This is a genomic window from Clostridium sp. HBUAS56010, assembly GCF_007115105.1.
In the GTDB taxonomy this organism is placed as follows: Bacteria; Bacillota; Clostridia; order Lachnospirales; family Lachnospiraceae; genus Lacrimispora.
On record NZ_SULJ01000002.1, the window covers coordinates 47,185 to 66,456 of the forward strand.

The following is a 19,272-nucleotide window of genomic DNA, read 5'->3' on the forward strand; positions in this document are numbered from 1 at the left end:
AACTGAAAAGAAAAGAGGCAGAAGGCAGATACACCGGGTATCCTGCCATTCCACCTCTTTGTGAATAGAAAATGAAAACGCCACTAAGTTTTGTCGACCACTTAGGTTGGTATAACTATATCGGTTTTTTTTCTCACTTTCAATACAGCACTATGTACAAATACAAATACATGTTTTTTCCATCTTTTATACAAATAGACTGTTTTGCTCTCATAAACCACAAAAGAGCTGGATCTCCAGCTCCTATCTTTCATTGACTCCAATCATTACAGAACTGGCTTTGATAATGGCATAAGCATCTTTACCTGCCTCCAGCTCCAGATCATTTACTGCTGCCATGGAAACCGTAGCCGATATGATATTACCGCCTCCCACGTCCATGGTTACCATGGCATTGACTGCCCCAGGTTCTATTCCTATAATCTTGCCTTTCAATTGATTTCTGGCACTTAATTTCATATTCAACTGCTCCTCCCCACCCATTTCTTTTGACACATGGTAAGCAATTTTATGCCTGTTGTCAATCTCTTTTACAAAGTACTTCTATTAATTAAGATAAAAGCAGTATTTCTTCTTTCGGAAACTGTAAAAATAAAGGAATACTCTCTTTTTTATCTTGTAAATACCAAAGCCGCTCCGAGGATTCATGAGCCGCATTGTGAAATAAAACCTGACGTTCAAAGGGACTGTCTGTTACTTCCCTTAATCGGACCTGCATCACATTCTCCCCCGGTCCTTCCACCGGAATCAGGCTGTGCCCCCTGATTCCAATGTATTTTACGAATTCTTTGATTTTCTCTCTGGTTTTCAGTCTGATCTTCCAGTCAATGGCATAGAGTTCAAAATCGCTGACCCGTTGAATGGCTGAGATATTCTTACAGCCAGTCAACCGTGCTGCCTCCCTGTTCTCCGGGTCTTTAAATAATTCTTTTGTGGAGCCTTTCAGCAGAAGCTTCCCTTCTGCAATTACCACCATGTGATCACAGAACCGGTAGATCTCATCTCTGGAATGGGAAACCAGTAAAACCTCCTTTCCATATTCCCGGATAAATGTAAGCATATCGGTCTGCAGCGCATCTTTTAAAAAGCCATCCAACGCTGAAAAAGGTTCATCAAGAAGAATCACCTCCGGTTCACTAAGAAGCATCCGGGCTAATGCCACTCTCTGCTGCTGACCTCCGGAAAGCTGGGAAGGTTTTCGTTTTTCCAGCCCGTTTAACTGAAACCGCTGCAGTATTTCATGAGTAAGTTTCTGGCGTTTTTCTTTTTGGGGAATTACAATTTCAAGATTTTCCTCCACTGTCATGGTCGGAAACAGGGCATAGTTTTGAAACAGATATCCAACCTGACGTTTCCTTGCCGGCAGATTGATCTTCTTTTCCGAATCAAAAAGAATCCTTCCATTTAAAACAATTTTCCCTTCATCCGGTGTTTCAATCCCTGCCACGCATTTTAAAGTCATGCTCTTTCCGCAGCCAGAGGCTCCAAGAATTCCCATACATCCCCGGTCTGTACAAAAATCCACAGCCAGATCAAATCCACAAAACTTCTTTTTTATATTCACCTGCAATGACATATCAACGCCACCCCTTCTCACCTTTGCTGCTTCTGCCGGAAATTAAATTAATCAATGCCACCATCAAAAAAGAAAGAGCCATAATTACACAGACCCAGAAACCTGCCCTATTCCAGTTGCCTGCCGAAACTTCTGTGGCAATTGCTACGGATATGGTTCTGGTCTTTCCTAAGATATTTCCTGCAAGCATGGTGGTCGCCCCATATTCCCCCATTGCTCTTGCAAAAGCAAGAACCGTTCCTGATGCCAGTCCAGGTGCTGCAATGGGAACAACAATTTTCCAGAATATCTTTCTTTCAGAAAGCCCCAGAGTTCTTCCCGCATGAATCATGGTTACATCCACCTGTTCAAAGGCGGATCTTGCATTGCGGTACATAAGGGGAAATGCGATGACAAATGCCGCCAGCACACATCCGGACCAGGTCTGGACCAGCCTGATCTGGTACTGCTCCGCCAAAAATGCCCCAAATGGTCTTCGCAGACTGAACACCAGAAGCAGGAAAAAACCGGCTACCGTAGGCGGAAGCACCAGTGGAAGGGTTAATATCCCATCAAGAACTGCCTTTACTCTGTGATTTTGTTTCATCATAAAACGGGCAGCACCTGTCCCAAGAAAAAAAGTTAATACAGTGGCTATAACTCCCGTTTTAAGGGATAGATAAAGTGGGCTGAAATCTATGGTATGTAACATCTCTGACACCCCGTTCCTCTCCTTTCTTCATATATGTTTATTCCGTGTAAGGTTCAAATCCGGCATCCACAAACAACTGCTTCACGCGGTTCTCTTCTGTGATATATTTCACAAAGTCTGCCGCCGCCTTTGTCTCATCTTCAGAAGACTCTTTATTATGAATCAGCCCCACCGGATAGACCGCAGGTTCCACAAGGTCTTTTCCTGCTTTTGCAATCACTTCCACTTTATCGGGCATGGAGGCGGCATCTGTAGCATAGACCACCCCCACCTCATTGCTTCCCTCTGCTACGGAAGTGAGCACAGCGGTTACATTGGAGCCTTCATTCACTTCCATTGCCATAACCTGATCCAAAATCCCCATATTGGTAAACAGTTTTCTGGCATATTGACCTACAGGCACATCTTCCCCGGCAAGGGCAAGACTGGAAGCATTGGTGATATTATTAAATCCTGTAACAGATGTTGCAGCCCCCTTTGGTTTAATCAGCACCACCTGATTGACCAGCACATTATGAACTGACTCCTCTGATGCAAATCCGCTTTCCTTTAATTCATTCATCTGCTTTGTTGCTGCTGAAAAGAACACATCACATCTGGCTCCTTCTTCAATCTGTGTCTTTAACACACCGGAACTGTCCGCATTGTAAATAATCGTAACATCAGGATGCTCTTTTTCATAATTTTCCTTGATCTGATCCATGGTATTTTTTAAACTGGCTGCAATAAATACATAGACATCTTGTTTCTTTGGGCTGCTCCTTGTGTTGTCAGACATAACTGTGCTGCATCCTGCCATCAGACACAGCATCAGTATAACAAATCCCAGTGCCAATAACCTTGTTCCTCTCTTCATCGCATTTCCTCCTCATTGTTTTTCATCACTTTTGTTCTGTATTGTTGCGTTTGACTTTGTTTCGTTTATTCTAGTTGATTTCTATTTTTGAATCAATGTTGATATATTCATAATATACAAGTTAAAAATCAGATATTTTTTATGTAATTATTACAATTTCTCTCTTGTACTAACTTTTATTGACAATACACTGAAATATGTTATAACTATTTATAAATAAATCGGAAAGAATTGGGGGATTCACATGGATCATGTATTTACGCCACAAGAGGTAGCAGATCGGCTCAGAATAAAAAAAGCCACCGTATACGAGCTGATTAAGCGGGGTGAATTAAAAGCCACAAAGATCGGAAAGCAGATACGCATCAGTCAGGAGCAACTAAACCTGTATTTAAAAGAACCGCCTGTGCCGGAAGAACCGCTTGTGCCAGTTAGTGATATTCCGCCTTTTACAGCAAGTTCTGCGATCCGGCAGACCGATTATCTTTTAAATACAAATGGATTGATTCTCAGCAGTCAGGAATCAAGAATCGTGGAACTGATCCGAAGCGGTCTGGACCAGACACCGGAAGGCCTGCCTTTGCTTCATTCCTATATGAACGATTATAACAGTCTCTATTCCCTTTATTATGGAAAAACCCATCTGGCACTGACCTGCTTTCTTTTGGAGGAAACGGAACAGATCCATAATAGAATTACAAACCTTGTGCCTGGAAGAGAGCTTGCAATTCTATCTCTGTGCAGCGTTTCCTGCGGATTCTATGTAAAAAAAGGAAATCCCATGTCCATTCATTCCCCCAAAGACCTTCTTCGCCCTGATGTAAGATTTCTAAACAGGGAGATGGGAAGCGGATACCGAATGTATATGGATTCCTGTTTTGTTGAAATGGGAATGTCAAAAACAGCAGGCAAGTTCCAGAAAGAATGTCTGTCTCATATGTCTGCCGCCAATGGAGTTGCTTTAGGAGCTGCTGATGTAAGCATAGGGGATCTGTCCCATCTGGTTTCCTATCCGCAGTTGGAACCGGTATTTTTAACCTCCGCTTCCATGGACCTGGTGTTTTTTAAATCCGATTCCGATCATCCTGCTTTCCAATCCATTGTTCAAATCGTCCAGTCAGATGAATTCAAAAAGAGCCTTCTGCATTTTCCCGGATACCATACTGCCAACACCGGCAGGTATACTGTCGTAAAAGGTTAAAGAAGTCTATTGACATTGTTCTTTCTCCCTTTGTATAATGTATGTATTACAAATGTAAGAATAGGAGAATCCTTATGAACCAACTGCCGCAGATTTCTGAAGCTGAATATGAAGTAATGAAAATACTGTGGAAACATGCTCCCATCAGCACCACCAAAGTGGCTGAACGCCTTACAAAGATAAGCGAATGGAGCCCCAAAACCGTACATACGCTGCTAAAAAGGCTGGTACAAAAAGGGGCAATTACCTATCAGAAGGAAAGCCGTGTTTTCGTATATACTCCTCTGATCAAGGAAGAGGAATATTTAGAAAAGGCAAACGATGATTTTTTGAAGCGTTTTTACAATGGCAGGATCTCCCGAATGGTGACCAGCTATATTCAAAGCGGGCATATGACCCAGGAAGATATGAATGAACTTCGAAAACTTCTTTTTAATGGAAGCAGGGAATCTCCTATATACAGGCAATAAAAATAGCTATCACAAGACCTGTGACAGCTATTTTTATTATGGCTGGGGAATATAGGAACTTAATACTTCTTTTTGTTTTCTTACCACATAACCGCTTCCTCCCCGGTTCTTTACATCTTCCACCATACTGATAAGAAGAACAGGCTTTTGAACATCAGGGTCTGTTGTAAAAACAGCAAACCATCCCAACTCGGTACCTGTGGTGTCTCCTTTTGATGCCTTGATCTCAGCGGTGCCGGTTTTACCCGCCAGGGAAATATCACTGCGGTTAATAGCACGTCCGGTGCCATGCTCCGTCTGTACTACTTTTTTTAAATCTTCTTCAATCAACCTGGCATTCTCTGGTGAACTGGCGTTTGCTATCCAGATCTCAGGTGTTGGATTTTCCTTATACTGAAGATATGGTTTTATTACATTTCCATCGTTGGAAAACATGGTATACAAAGCCGCCAGATGAACCGGATTCACAAGCATCTGTCCCTGTCCATACCCACTGTCAGCAAGTTGAACTTCGGATTCAATTCCCTTTCCATTGGAATACTGGGATTTGGCGAGCGCAATCTCGAATGGAATCTGCTGCCCAAATCCAAGGCGGTCCAGACCCGACATAAATTCTTTGCTTCCAATCTTCAATGCCGCCTTTGCAAAATAAATGTTATTGGAATATATAAAAGCATTTTCCAAATTCACCGGACTACTGTCGTGAAGAGTTGTCACATAGTAATTTCCCCAGCTTTCATCTTTTCTCCAGCTCAGCGCTCCGCCTCCATAATCTTCTGCCGGATTAATGGCGCCGCTCTCCAGCCCCACCACAGCCGTAATGGACTTAAAAGAAGAACCAGGGGCAAATTTTTGCCGGAACCGGTTAAACATAGGCTTTCGCTCATCCTCATTTAAAGCAGACCATTTCTCCTGTGACATTCCAAGAATAAAGTCATTGTTATCAAAAGATGGTGTACTCACCAGAGCCAGCACCTCACCTGTATAAGGATTCATGGCTACCGTACCGCTTTTATCTTCCGCTAAATTCTGATAGATAACCGATTGAAGATTGCTGTCAATGGTGAGAGTCATGTCTTTTCCGTCAATTCTTGACTTCGCAGCCAAAATCTTTCTCACTGTTCCATCTGCCATCACAATGGAAGCAGTCCGTCCATTGGTTCCTTTCAACTCCTTCTCATAAAGAGCCTCCGCACCACTTCTTCCGATCACGCTGTCAGTCAGATAGTCTTCACCTGCATGTTCCTTCATATCCTCTGCCGTCACATTCTGAACATAACCCACCAGATGAGAGGCGGCTTCTCCCAGCGGGTAATAACGGACAGGTGTATCTGCAATCAAAACCCCTGGAATCTGTAAAAGCTGATCCTGAAAGGCTTTATTTTTCACATTCTCTTCGCTGGGATTCTGCCCGTTTAAATTGGCATCACTGACCTTTTTTAAGGTTTTTAAAGGAACAAAAGAATCCTCCTTTACCCATTTGGCTGATAGCTTCTTCTTAATCCCTTCTTCTGATATTCCAAGAAGCTGGGACAGGGTTGTAAGGTCTGTGGAAGGATCTTCGCTCATTTTTCCAGGAACAAGCCCCACAGCAGATGCCGTTCCTTTTCCAGCCAGAACCTGTCCGTTCCGGTCTAAAATACTGCCTCTGACTGCTTTATCCGTGGTAATGCGTACTTTATCCGTTCTTCCAAGTTCGGGAAAGATCAGATTGTCACTCCACACCAGTCTGTATCCCTTTTTATCTTCCCTTTGAAACTCCGCCTTATTACGGAATTCCATATCTCCCGCGATGGTCTTAAATCTCATCTGAAAAGACAGGGTAGACTTTTTATCCACAAGATCTTCTCCTGTAACCTCCGCTGTAATGTCAGAAGCTTCCAACCCTCCGTAAATATTCTTATACCTGGCTGTAAAATCCTCCTGGCTGATATTAAGCTGGCTCTGTTCGGAAAGCATCTCATATATAGAAGCGTAATCTTCTTTTTTCAAATAATCAATATACTGGAAGAATAAATCCTCTGGCTTTTCTTTTGTTTCTGCCAGCTTTTTCTGAATTTGAAAAAACAAAAAGGCACCTGCTAATGCTGCAAGCAGAATAAAGAAAGTGACAACACTGCGAAATAAAATCCTCTTCTTTCCCCGGTTCATGATTCCCTCCTTTTAATCGGTACGCAGATTGTTGGATACATTGGATGCTGTATTGGTTAAAATAGATGCAGGATCTTTTAACTGGAAATAATATTCAAAAATATTCTTTCCAACTCCCACTACGTTACCAGAACTGTATCCGTTGGCAATCCTTACAGTAACCGCAATCTGGGGATTCTCCAACGGAGCGTATCCGATAAAGAGTCCGTGGTTTGGTCTGTTCTTTGCTTCTTCTGCAGTTCCGGTCTTTCCTGCTGCACTGACCTTTAAATCTTTTAAGGTCGCATTGGAAATTGCAAGTTCATTCATACCCTTTGTTACTTCCCCCCACACTGCTTCCGGTAATTCCACATGGCTTTGTTCCACAGAAGTAAATGATTTCTCTACATTGCCTTCTGAGTCTGTAATTTTTCCTACCAGTGACAGTTCAAAGCTCTTTCCATGGTTGGCAAGAGTAGACGTATATCTTGCAAGCTGGGTGGTGGTATAGTTATGGGTTCCCTGTCCGATTGAAGACGGGATTGCAAACTGATCCGTTACATGAGGCTGCGCTTCTCCAATCTCAATTCCGGTCTTTTTATCTAAATCCAGAAGTTCTGCATATTTTTGCAGCTTATTAAGACCCGTTCCTTCTGAAAATGTTCCATCTGCTTCTGTTCCCAGACGGTAAGTGATTTCAGACAGATACACGTTACAGGAATTCTTAAGTGCATCAGCAGGAGAGTTAATAATGCCATGTCCATTTCTCTTCCAGCACCGGAGAGCCGGCTCCACTTTGTCAAAGATACCGGTACAAACAATGCTGGTAGCTGAATCAATAACTCCTTCATTCATACCGGCAATAACCGTTACCGGCTTAAAGGTCGAACCAGGAGCTGTCAACTGGCTTGTTGCCCGGTTAAACAGGGGAAGCGAAAGATCATTGGACAGTTTATTGTAATATTCCGAATCCATCTGATTGGCAAGACGGTTATTGTCATAGCCCGGATAACTGACACATGCCAGAACTTCTCCATCCTGGGGATTGACAACCACCGCCGAACCGGAACAAGGATTTAATGCCAGTTGTGCAGGCGTAATCTCCAGATTCTTAATCTTCTTCTGCATAAAAGACCAGGCACTTAGCTGTCCCGTCTGCAAAAGTCCGTAGTCCGGATCGTCTTTGGATAGAATTCCCTGTTCATATAGAAGATTCTCCACCGTTTCCCCGGAGATGGAACCTTCTTCGATCATTGCCTCATAAACCTTTAAATCAAATTCCCGGCTGTCTCTTAAATCTTCCAGAATTTTTTTCTCTGCCAGACGTTCCTCTTCTTCAATGGCAACGTAAGCTTCGCTGTTATCAATCTTACTTAAATCCACCAGACCGTTGGAAATACAATCCGTTAAATATTGACGGAAACTCTGATTCTTCCAGTCTGGAGAGCCTGCATTACCAGTAATCAGTTTTGACTTTTTTATCTCGCTGACTACATAGTCCAGATATCCCTTCATCTCCGGGCTTAATCCGTCATAGGAATCATCGGCAGCCCCAAAGGCTGATTCCAACTGGGTGAGAACGGACTCCTTCTTTCCTGTAAATCCGCTATAAACAGACTTTTCCAGATCTGTGGCATTCTCATGCTTTAGCGCTTCCGTATCAATAATATGGTTTTTAAACAGGGCAAAATAAACTTCATCAGAAGAAATCCGTATCTGTGCTGCATTATCTGCCTTTGGCATATCTGCCCGTTTGCTGTCCACCATATTGGCAAGCAAAATTCCGGCGATCTGCTGCTCCAGCATCTGATACACGGCATCCTGCAGATCTTTATCAATGGTTAAATACACATTCTTTCCTGTTGCAGGAACTTTTATGACCACTGGATCGGTCTTTTTATTCCCCACCACATCCGTATAAAACTGTTCTGCTCCATCCTCGCCTCTCAACCATTCCTCCATGGATTTTTCAATTCCGCTCTTTCCTATGACAGACTGGTTGGTGTAAATATTATTGTTTTGATTGGCAGTCTCCAGTTCATTGGAAGATATTCCACCGATATATCCAAGGATTGATGCCAGACTTTCTCCACCTTCGTAAGTCCGGATACTGCTTTCCTGAATATCGGAACCTGGCAGAGCGGATTTATTCTCAAGAACGGCCGCCATGGTTTCATCGGACACATCAGAAGCCACCAGATACGGCAGATACTTTCGGTAGGAATTAAGAGAAAGTCCATAGCGGATATTCGCAATCTGAAGAATCTCCTTTTTGGTGAGAGACTCAGGAAGTCCATAAAGTTCCTGATCCTTATCTGCATAGGTTTCATCAATCATAAACTTTTTGTTCCCTGTCAGCTTGCTCATGAGACCGTCGGCTGTCTCTTCTTTTTCCTCATCCGTCATTTCTCCAACTTCTGCCCTGCCGAAATAATCCGCTTTAAAACGGTTTAACTTAAATCCGTCGGCTGTATAGTAATAATTGCCCTGTTCATCAATTCCAATCGGCAGCGTTACGTTCAGCTTGTCCTCATCATGCACCATCTGGATCAGGCGATAGGCAATTCCATTGAGAGACCTCTGACGCTCCTTTTTGTTTTTATAATTCATGGAATCTTCCAGCGTGATATCATAAGACAACCGGTTGGAGGCCAGCAGTTTTCCATTCCTGTCATAGATGTTACCTCTGCTTCCGGAAAGCCGCTGGGTCTTAATAATCGAACTCATAAATGCCTGCTGATTGGAGGCTCCCTCCATAATCTGAAGCTTATATAAACGAAATACAAGCACCAGCAATAAAAATGAAAAAAACGCACCAAGGACAGCAAGTCTCGGAATACGATCTATGAGCTGAAGCTCTGAACTATCTTTTTTTCTGAATAATTTATGATTGCGCACCTTAATTCTCCTTTAATCTTACGGTTGTAGTATTTGAAACACAAAGCGTTTTAAATACTACGTCTGTAAGACCAAATTATACACTGATTTCATTTATATGTAAACTGTTTTCGCAACTCTAATTCTTACAATATACTAAAATAAATCAGGATTATATTTTGCAGAGTTTCTACCATATAAAAAAACGGGTGACATCCTCTAAAAAGGTATGTCACCCATACATCATCTCAACGCCATCTGCAGACGCTCCATCTCATAAAATTCGCCTTTTAAATCCATTAACTCCTGATAGTTTCCCATCTCCCGAATCCTCCCTTTGTCCAGAACAACAATCCGGTCTGCACCACGGACTGTAGAAAGTCTGTGAGCAACAATAAATGTGGTTCTTCCGCGGATCAGGCGATCCAGTGCATCCTGAATCTCCTTTTCTGAAATGGTATCAAGAGCGGATGTGGCTTCATCCAGAATAATCACCCGGGGATTCCGGATAATCGCCCGTGCAATGGAAATTCTCTGCCGCTGCCCGCCGCTTAGATTTCCTCCATGTTCGCCGATCATGGTATCCAGCCCTTTGGGCAGTTTGGCAATCACGGATTTTAAATTAGCCGCTTCTACCGCATGAGCTAATTCCTCCTCCGTTACATGATCCATGCCGTAAATAATATTCTCCCTGACCGTACCGCTAAAAAGCACCGGTGTCTGGGGAACCATGGAAATAAATCTGCGGTAACTTCTTAAATTAATATCACTAACGTCCATCCCGTCAATAAAAAGTCTTCCATCCGTAGGAGTAATAAAACCAATGATCATATTGAGCACTGTGGTCTTTCCAGAACCGGATTCTCCCACCAGTGCAATGGTTTCTCCTTCTTTTACCTTCAAGTCAAACCCGTCCAGAACTGCTTCTTCTGAACCTTTGTAGGAAAACTGAACATTGTGAAAGGAATAACCGCCTTTCAGCTCCTTCATCTCTGTTTTTCCTTCGTTGTGCTCCACATCATCGGATATTAAAACCTCACCGATGGAGGACACAGACTCAAGCCCTTTGGTCAGAATGGGAAGCAGGTTAATCAAAGCTGAAAACTGATTGACTACGGTGGTAAAACTGGATTGATAAAAGGTTACATCTCCGATTTTAATCAGACCGTTTAACGCCATAATACCGGAAAATCCAAGGCAGAGTACCTGGAAGACCTGGAAGATACACCAGCTCACTGCACCAAAATGGGATTGGATCATATCAAGACGATATCCCTTGTCGGCAGTCTCCTCCAGTTGTTCCTTAATCTTTTCTACCTCAATCTTTTCCAGGGCATGCGCCCTTGCAACCGGCACCAGTTCCACCATCTCCATCACTTTGGCGCTGGTTTCTTCCATCTCCTGCCGGAATGCCCGGTTTTCTCTGTGAATTCGCTTGCGGAAAGCGACCACAATAAGGGAAGTAACCGGTGCAACCAGCAAAAAGAACAGTAGTACAACCCTGTTCTTCACGGCTGTAATAGACAGAGTAATCACCAGATTCATCACAATGTTCATGGCATTTACAAAAAGCTGGGAAGAAAGGGTTTCAACCGCTTCCACATCCCGTATGATCTTTGACTGGAGCCTGCCTGACTGAATCTCCGTATGATAAGGAATTGACAGTTCCTGAAGTTTTCTTACCAGCGCTCCCCGAAGACCTGCTTCCGTTTTACGGATCACCCGGCTTTTATATTTGTTGTGAAGCCAGTTAGCTGGAAGGTGAATGATCAAAAGAGCAAACCAGATCATTACATTGATAAAAATCACCCGTTTTCCGGCATCTCCGCCCTCCAACGCCCCATTGATTACATTGGCAATCAACAGGGCGGAAAAGAGACTGGGGGCATGTTTCACCAGGAAAAAGAAGGTGGAAATTAAAAATTTGTGGTATTGCCCCTTATAAAACCCAAGAAGCACCATAACGGAACGATTCCCGTACTTCTTGTAGCAATTTACAAAGCTGTGCTCAATCTCTTCGTATTTATCCATGACTCACCTCTTAAGATACATCAAGCCCTTCATTTTCTTTCGTAATCTCTTCCTCTTCCAGAAGGTCTGCATAAGGAGAACCCAGCTTTTTCAGTTCCTGACAAAGAAATCCTGCAATCAGCACGGCTCCTTCCGGTTTTAAATGGGTATCGTCCTTTGGCCACATAAAATATGCCTTGGAAGCAAGATCTCCCACAACCGCTAAATACTGTTCCGTGATGGTTGTTAAATCAATTACTGGGACTCCTGCCCTTTCTCCCGTTCTTTTCATCGCCTCCGGATAAGCACCATGGCTTCCAGGCAAAAATACACCTTTCTCATTAAAATGTCTTCTGGCAATGGGCGTAATCAAGAGAGGATGAGCACCTTTTGCTCGCGCCGCTTCAATAAAAAGCAGCAGATTCTCAGAAAAAGTAGTATCTGGCTCTGTATGCCGCTCCAGATCTGGCTTTTCATCGTTATGCCCAAACTGGACAAAGAGAAAATCCCCTTTTTTTATTTCTTTTTCGATAAGCGCAAGCCGTCCCTCATGAATAAAAGATCTGGTGCTTCGCCCGTTCTGTGCATAGCTTCTCATCTCCACCGAATCTCTTAAATACCAGAGCAGTCCCTGGGAGATTCCCGTCTGGGGATAGGTGGATATCTTGTTATATTTAACTGTGCTGTCTCCAGCGTAATAGATTGCTGCCATTTACGTACACTCCATACATCGCCCCTGTAAAGCGTTTGCCTTTTACAAGACCCTCAGAACAAATAGAAGTTACATCGGTCCACTGCCACAGGAAGCTGTTATTTAATAGAAATTTTCGTTTCAGTCCGTCAGTCTCCACCCGGAAGGTAACCTGCCCCTGGAAGGAAAACGGCTTTTTCTCCGTTCTCACATAAGCATTGTCCACATATTCCGAAATAAAAACCTCATCTTTTGTAACACCAAATTTAATATAGGTATTCTCATCGTAGTAAAGAGTCATGCCTGCATCTGAGGTAAATGCCTTTTCCTCTTCTTCCTGCAGATCCATGGTAAATTCTGCGGCAAACTGAAAGTCAGGCTGACATTTAACCAAAAGACTTTTGCATTCCTTTTTACACAAATCCAGTCCATCTCCCCGAATCCAGATGGTTCCGTCTTCCTCTTCCCGAACCCGTTCATATTCCCTGGTTCTTGGAGACAGCCAGAGTTCCTGGTTTATCTTTCCTGATTTCTCTGCCCCGTCAGCAGTGTATGGAAGAGGTGCCATATAAGAAGGTCCTTTTCCACGGTTGATCACTGGCCACCCATCTGAATTCCAGGTCATCTCATCAACACAGGTTTCTCTTCCAAGCATCCCCCACTGTCCGTCAAGGAACCGGGAACACAGATAAACAATGAACCATCTGCCGTCTTTCGTCTGAACCGGTTTTCCATGACCAGTGCACTGGATCACTGCCATCTCATCTTTCTGGTGCATGATCGGGTTATGGGGACAAGGCTCATAAGGTCCCATCAGATTTTTCGATCTGGCAACCGTAATCATATGCCCTTTCCCTGTTCCGCCTTCTGCAAGAAAGCAATAATAATATCCGTCTTTTTTCACAATATGCGGTCCCTCTGGTGCATGACCGGAATGCCCGTACCAGATAAGAGACGGCTCCGAAAGAATCCTCTTTCCGTCTTCGGATATCTCCATAATTCTGGCACCCCGGTTGATGAGCATGTACCGTCTTCCATCATCATCTGTAAAAATAGAAGGATCAATGCCTAAAACGTTATGGATTACAGGAGTTTCATAAGGTCCTTCCGGAAATTCGGAGCTTGTAACCATCTGAGTCTGAATATAAGGTGCATCGTCATTCTGTCTTAAAGTAGCACAGATATAAAAACGACCGTTATGATAACTGATATCAGGCGCCCAGAAACCTCTTCCACCCTCCAGTTTTCCCAGATTCTCTTCCGCCCAGCCGGCGTCAGTCACCGCATAACCAATGATATTCCAGTGGATCAGATCTTTGGAATGGGAAATGGGAATACAGGGGAAATAAATAAAACTGGAATTAACCATGTAATAATCATCCCCAACCCGGACGATGCTGGGATCCGGATGCATCCCCCTTTGCACCGGATTCCGGTAACAGTCTTTTAATCCAAATCCACAGACCGACTGAAAATACTCTTCCAGCGGAGTATTCTCCGCAAGATCATAAGGGGTAACCATGTTCTGATTGGACCATGTAGGATCAAGCCCGCACTGTTCCACCAGATAAGCCACCAGTTGCTGATTCTTTCCTTTTACGGCATAATGGAGAATGCTGTTGCCTTCCTCGTCGCAGTCTTCTGTATTAAACGAATGGGCGATCATACGTTTTACAAGTGCTTCATCCCCATTAAGAGCGGCATCAAATGCCTTCTTCGCAGTTGCTTCTGTCTTCGATGTGTATAAATTCATATTCCCCATATCCTTCTGATTTCACATTATTTTTGTTGGCACTCCAGAGACATAACTTCGCCCCGGTCCAGGTTGCTCTGTGAAGAGGGTTGGCTCCCCCCACAGGAGTAAACCGGATTCCATCACCAGACCATGCAAAGCGGTACGTTTTATTCTTAAATACTTCAAATTTGAGGTACGCAGTATCATGGTCAAGAGGGAAGGTAACAAGAAGCTTCTCTTCTGCCTCTCCTTCATATGTAGTCTTTGTCACATTTCCGCTGTACAGGGAGATGTCATGACCTTTTTCCGTTTTCCGGATTCCCATATACGCATAGGTATGACCAATCATTCCGATGGATGCCATGTCCCCAGCCTCTGCACCGTAAAGTTTTACTTTGGCAACCACAGAAAATGCACAATGCTGTGGAATCTGAGTTAAGGCATTGGGCGCATACCACAGATAATTTTCCCTTTCCTGATTGGAAAGGCAGAACAGCCGAAGCCCTGAATGTCCTTTTATAGAATAAAAAGCTTCCCTTGGGTTTGCCTGCCACTGCCATTGAAGACCAAGACGCTCTTCCTTAAATTCATCAGACTGGGCAATGTGGTATTGAGGCTGTCCCTCTGCCGGCATATGCCATTCTTTTACCGGTTCTCCGATTCCATCCCCATTCTGCTCACAACCGATAAAAGGCCAGCCATTGTTAAAGCACATAGGCTGAAGGTGGGTGATTCTTCCAAGCTCGTACACATCCTGGAAATGAACAAACCAGTGTCTTCCATCCACACCTGTAACCCAGCCGCCCTGGTGAGGTCCGTTCACATCCGTCTCTCCCTGGTGCATCACAATCCGGTATTCATAAGGACCTGTTACAGACTTGGAACGAAGAACAGACTGCCAGCCTGTTGCCACTCCGCCGGAAGGCATTAAAATATAATACTCTTCCTCATATTTATAGAACTTCGGTCCCTCAGTGGTTGGTCCAAGCTGTTCTCCGTCAAAGATGGTAACCGGCTCTCCCAGGATTTTTCTGCATTCCGGATCAATCTCTACAAGATCCAGGCGATGCTTGATTCCAGACCGGCTGTTGGCATAAGCAAATACCATGTATGCTTTCCCATCATCATCCCAGATTGGACATGGGTCAATCCAGCCTTTCGCCGCATGAAGGCAGTGGAGTTCAAATTCTCCATAAGGGTCTTTGCTGCTGGCAACAAAAATCCCTTCATCCGGAAGAGGAATAAATACATAAAATGTACCCTCATGGTGGCGGATGGAGGGTGCCCAGGTCCCGGAACCATGGGAAGGGCGGTCGTACTTTTCAAACGGAAGGGACTTTACACAGTAATTGATGATCTCCCAGTGCACAAGGTCCTTGGAATGAAGAAGAGGAACCCCTGGCAGATAGCTGAAAGAAGAAGCTACCATATAATAGTCTTCTCCCACCCGGATCACGTCCGGATCTGAATAGTCTGCATACAAAATCGGATTTTGGTACATGTCATTACCCCCTGAGTAATTTTATTTTAATATAGAAAAAGAGGCAGACATTCTGCCCCTTGTTTCTGCCCGAAACCATTATTCCTTTACGGCTCCGATATTAACACCCTGAATGAAATACTTCTGGCAGAACGGATAAATAATCATGAATGGAAGGATTGCAACAATAACTGCCGCATTCTTTACCGTATTCTCCGTTGCTCCGCCAATTGCAGTAGGCAAGTCACTTCCCAGTATAACAGACCTTAGCTTCATTTGGAAGTTATATAAGTTTTCATTTGTAATATAGAGTTTGTAGTTCGTATAATCATTCCAGTAAGATACTGCATACATCAGACCAATTGCAGTAAGTGCTGCTTTGGAAAGAGGTAAAACAATCTTTAAGAAGATTCCCATAGGAGGGCATCCATCAATCTCAGCAGATTCAAAAAGGCTTGCCGGGATTCCCTCAAAGAAGTTTCTCATCAGAACCATATTATAAACATTGATTGCAGGAAGCAGGACTACTACAAACAGGGTATTGGTCATATGAAGAGACTTCATAACCAGGTAAGTAGGAATCATACCACCGTTGAATATCATGGTAAACAACATTAAGTTTGCGAACAGAGTTCTTCCAGGCATCTTCCACTGGATCAGTACATATGCACCTAATGTGGCAACAATAAGACCGATAACAGTACCTACTATCGTTGTAAAACAGGATACTAAAAACGGGCGGTAAAGCGTAGGATTGGTAAATACGGAAATATATCCGGCAAGACCAAACTTTTCAGGAAAAAGTTTCATTCCATAGGCTGTCTTTAAATCAAATGAGTCAATCAAAACTTTGTAGATGGGAATAATCATGATAAGGCTTATGATCACGAATATTATCACCAGCGCATAGTCAAATGCGGTTGCTTTCTTTTTCATGTTTTTCTCCTTCCCTACACAATTCCCCGTCCTCTAACTTTATAGCTTGCCCTGTTACAAATCAATACCAGGACACAACCAACCAGTGAGGAAACCAAACCAACCGCTGTTGTATAGCCGTAATCAGGAAGTGCTCCGGAATTAAATGTCTGTGTGTAAATATATGTCTGAAGTACATCTGCCTTCTGAATAACTGCACTATTCTGTAATACGAACACGGATTCAAACAGGTTCATTACTTTAGCCAGATTCAGAATCAGTACTGTTATAATCGTATTATAAAGAGCTGGCATGGTGATATAGCGGAGTTTGTTCCATCTGCCTGCACCATCCATGGAAGCGGCTTCATATAGCTCCGGATTAATTCCTGAAAGGGTAGCCATGAATATAATTGTTCCCCATCCGGTATCTTTCCAGATATTGATGCCATAGAACATGGAAGTCCACCAGTTCTGATCTCCCAGGAAGTAAATACCATCTTTTACAATTCCGAACTTCATAAGTAAAGAGTTTACCAGTCCGGCACTGGTAGGAGAAAGAATCAAGGTAAATACAGAAGCAGTAACTACCCATGACATAAAGTGAGGGAGATATACCACTGTCTGAGCAATCTTTTTGAATATAACGGATCGAAGTTCATTGAGCATAATGGAAAGAATAACTGCCATGAACGTATTCAGTAATAACTTTAATATACTTAAGGTTATTGTATTGCTAAATGCACTCCAGAAGCCTGGCATATGAATCATCTTATCAAAATGTTGAAGACCCACAAATACAGGATCTTTGATTCCCTTATAGGAATAAAACGCATACCGGATACCAATCATGGGAAGGTAATGAAAGACCACTGCAAATAACAGCACTGGTAAAAACATCATGTAAAATCCCTTGTAGTAGCGTAGTGAAACCAGCAGAGGCCGTTTATTGTCGCCTGCAGCTTTCGCTGCAGGCCCTTTCTTATTTCCAATCATAGTTTACCTTCCTAATTCTAGTTTGCAGAAGCCTTTTCGTTTAAAGAATCTACAATCATCTTTGACCATTTTGCTCCGCTTTCGCTTTCAAATCTCTTATAAGCATCTTCAATCGAAGTTCCCTGAACGATTACGTCTGCAATAATGGAATTCTTCAGTGTTGTTAAATCTCCGTTGTAAGTAGCCATCGCATCGGTTGACGGTACGATACTTGCCTGACGGCAGTTTTCATTGAAAATTGTCTGAGATATCTCAGCAGTTTCATCAATGGTGTCTTTTCCTGGATCTCCATCCCATTTAACAATCGAAAGCATTGGATCAATATGCTGTTTTGTATACTGAGTTCCTGGTCTCTCCAGACTCTCTCTCTGGTGGAACTGACCTTCTGAATATGTGTTCTCAAGAATGGTCTCAGCCTTTGTTGACCAGTGTACATCTTCTACTCCATAACTCCAGAGAGTCTGCATATCACCACCATCTAACATGGATTCAATGAAATATTTATAGATGCCTTCTGGATTCTCTGCAGAAGAGGTAATACACCATACTGGTGCAGTTCTCTCTACATAAGATCCAACTTCTTTGATTGGCTTTAAGGCTACTAATTCGCCATCTAATCCATTCACTTCTAAGTTGTTCTTTAAGTTGGTTCCCCAGGTACCTGCCCAGTAAGTAAATACGCCAAATTTATCTTCGTAGAACTTGTTCCGGCAGTCATTGGTTCCGTTTGTTAAAGTTTCTTTATCAATATAACCCTTTGAATAAGCATCTCTTAAACGGGTTAAAGCTTCTTTAAAGTTGTCTTTTGTGAATCCATCATAATAGACACCATCTTCACCTTTCATGAAGGAAGGATATGCATCCTGATAAAATTCTGGGAAGTAGTTGGTAAATGGTGATTCCTCTCCGATGAACTTGGAAGCAGACACACCATAAGTATCTCCGTTAACTCCGTTTCCGTCTGGATCACCCTCGGTGAATGCTTTTAACATATTTAAGTACTCATCATAAGTCTCAGGTGCTTTCAGACCTACATTATCAAGCCATTTCTTCTTTACATAAGTGATACAGCCGTTTCCTCTTGTTACAGGAAGACCATATAACTTGTCATCTATTTTCATATTATCAATTACATCTTCACTGGTTACACGTCCGGAAGCCTTTAATTCAGAATTGTTCCAGGTGTCTGTCATATCCCAGAGTGCACCCTCCTGTGCATATCCTGCATAGTAGGTAGAAGATAGTAAAATGACATCAGGCCAGTTCTCTGGACCGGAAGCAAATGTCTGACCCAATACATCATAATAAGCATCATGGTCTGGCTGAATGATCTCTAACTTAATTCCGGTAAGTTCTTCCCATCGTGCTACAAAAGCATCTCTGTTATTTGCCTTTGTTGTAACCGTGCCGTTTACCATAACAGTAATCTTCTCCGGTTTCTTTACTTCACTCTTAGCTGTTGATTCTCCCCCAGCGGAGCCTGTTTCTGCGCTTGTTGTTTCTGTTCCTTTTTTAGAATTTGAGGAACATCCGCTCAGTGCAACAGATGCCACCATTGTTGCAGCCATACCGACTGCAAGCATTTTCTTAATTCTCATTTTAAACCTCCCAATAATTAATATTCTGGTGCGTTTCGGTAACGCAA

The 19,272-nt window shown here is 43.1% G+C and carries 15 protein-coding genes; 2 read left to right on the top strand and 13 right to left on the bottom strand.

From position 1 onward, the window contains the following. Window positions 1-243: 243 nt before the first annotated feature. From FAY33_RS04845 to modA, 4 genes are all read right to left on the bottom strand, one after another. On the bottom strand, window positions 244-459 hold the full coding sequence (locus tag FAY33_RS04845; RefSeq protein WP_143320026.1) for a TOBE domain-containing protein: 216 nt from the start codon (window positions 457-459) through the stop codon (window positions 244-246). Window positions 460-550: 91 nt separating this feature from the next. Next, window positions 551-1,576: an ATP-binding cassette domain-containing protein gene (locus FAY33_RS04850; RefSeq protein ID WP_143319657.1), complete on the bottom strand. Its 1,026-nt coding sequence runs from the start codon at window positions 1,574-1,576 to the stop codon at window positions 551-553. 1 nt (window position 1,577) lies between these two features. After that, window positions 1,578-2,267 carry a molybdate ABC transporter permease subunit gene (modB, locus tag FAY33_RS04855; protein WP_143320027.1) on the bottom strand — a complete coding sequence of 230 codons (690 nt, stop codon included), beginning with the start codon at window positions 2,265-2,267 and terminating at the stop codon, window positions 1,578-1,580. 37 nt (window positions 2,268-2,304) lie between these two features. Beyond that, window positions 2,305-3,123, bottom strand: coding sequence for a molybdate ABC transporter substrate-binding protein (modA, locus tag FAY33_RS04860; RefSeq protein ID WP_143319658.1), 819 nt, complete (start codon window positions 3,121-3,123; stop codon window positions 2,305-2,307). A gap of 244 nt (window positions 3,124-3,367) precedes the next feature. Between modA and FAY33_RS04865 the strand changes: the two genes are divergently transcribed. Together FAY33_RS04865 and FAY33_RS04870 are read left to right on the top strand one after the other, a co-directional pair. Next, window positions 3,368-4,324: a helix-turn-helix transcriptional regulator gene (locus FAY33_RS04865; RefSeq protein WP_143319659.1), complete on the top strand. Its 957-nt coding sequence runs from the start codon at window positions 3,368-3,370 to the stop codon at window positions 4,322-4,324. A gap of 74 nt (window positions 4,325-4,398) precedes the next feature. After that, a complete protein-coding gene (locus FAY33_RS04870; protein WP_143319660.1) occupies window positions 4,399-4,794 on the top strand; it encodes a BlaI/MecI/CopY family transcriptional regulator in 396 nt (131 codons plus the stop codon). Window positions 4,795-4,830: 36 nt separating this feature from the next. Here the strand turns inward: FAY33_RS04870 and FAY33_RS04875 are convergent, their stop codons facing one another. The 9 genes from FAY33_RS04875 to FAY33_RS04915 all read right to left on the bottom strand — a co-directional run bounded on the left by FAY33_RS04875 (window position 4,831) and on the right by FAY33_RS04915 (window position 19,225). Beyond that, complete coding sequence (locus tag FAY33_RS04875) at window positions 4,831-6,945, bottom strand: penicillin-binding transpeptidase domain-containing protein (RefSeq protein ID WP_143319661.1); 2,115 nt, start codon at window positions 6,943-6,945, stop codon at window positions 4,831-4,833. Between the two features lie 12 nt (window positions 6,946-6,957). After that, window positions 6,958-9,822, bottom strand: a complete 2,865-nt coding sequence (locus FAY33_RS04880) for a penicillin-binding transpeptidase domain-containing protein (protein ID WP_143319662.1) — start codon at window positions 9,820-9,822, stop codon at window positions 6,958-6,960. 222 nt (window positions 9,823-10,044) lie between these two features. Continuing rightward, a complete protein-coding gene (locus FAY33_RS04885) occupies window positions 10,045-11,832 on the bottom strand; it encodes an ABC transporter ATP-binding protein (RefSeq protein WP_143319663.1) in 1,788 nt (595 codons plus the stop codon). Window positions 11,833-11,842: 10 nt separating this feature from the next. Continuing rightward, on the bottom strand, window positions 11,843-12,523 hold the full coding sequence (locus tag FAY33_RS04890; RefSeq protein ID WP_143319664.1) for a rhamnogalacturonan acetylesterase: 681 nt from the start codon (window positions 12,521-12,523) through the stop codon (window positions 11,843-11,845). After that, entirely contained in the window at window positions 12,486-14,255 is a 1,770-nt protein-coding gene (locus FAY33_RS04895; RefSeq protein WP_185967492.1) for a family 43 glycosylhydrolase, read from the bottom strand. The genes FAY33_RS04890 and FAY33_RS04895 overlap by 38 nt, the downstream gene beginning before the upstream one ends. After that, window positions 14,206-15,738 carry a glycoside hydrolase 43 family protein gene (locus tag FAY33_RS04900; RefSeq protein ID WP_143319666.1) on the bottom strand — a complete coding sequence of 511 codons (1,533 nt, stop codon included), beginning with the start codon at window positions 15,736-15,738 and terminating at the stop codon, window positions 14,206-14,208. Before FAY33_RS04900 ends, FAY33_RS04895 begins: the two co-directional genes overlap by 50 nt. A 78-nt stretch (window positions 15,739-15,816) precedes the next feature. Then, window positions 15,817-16,653, bottom strand: a complete 837-nt coding sequence (locus FAY33_RS04905) for a carbohydrate ABC transporter permease (protein ID WP_143319667.1) — start codon at window positions 16,651-16,653, stop codon at window positions 15,817-15,819. Between the two features lie 14 nt (window positions 16,654-16,667). Continuing rightward, window positions 16,668-17,627, bottom strand: a complete 960-nt coding sequence (locus FAY33_RS04910) for an ABC transporter permease subunit (protein ID WP_143319668.1) — start codon at window positions 17,625-17,627, stop codon at window positions 16,668-16,670. Between the two features lie 17 nt (window positions 17,628-17,644). Continuing rightward, on the bottom strand, window positions 17,645-19,225 hold the full coding sequence (locus tag FAY33_RS04915) for an extracellular solute-binding protein (RefSeq protein WP_143319669.1): 1,581 nt from the start codon (window positions 19,223-19,225) through the stop codon (window positions 17,645-17,647). Window positions 19,226-19,272 lie beyond the last annotated feature (47 nt).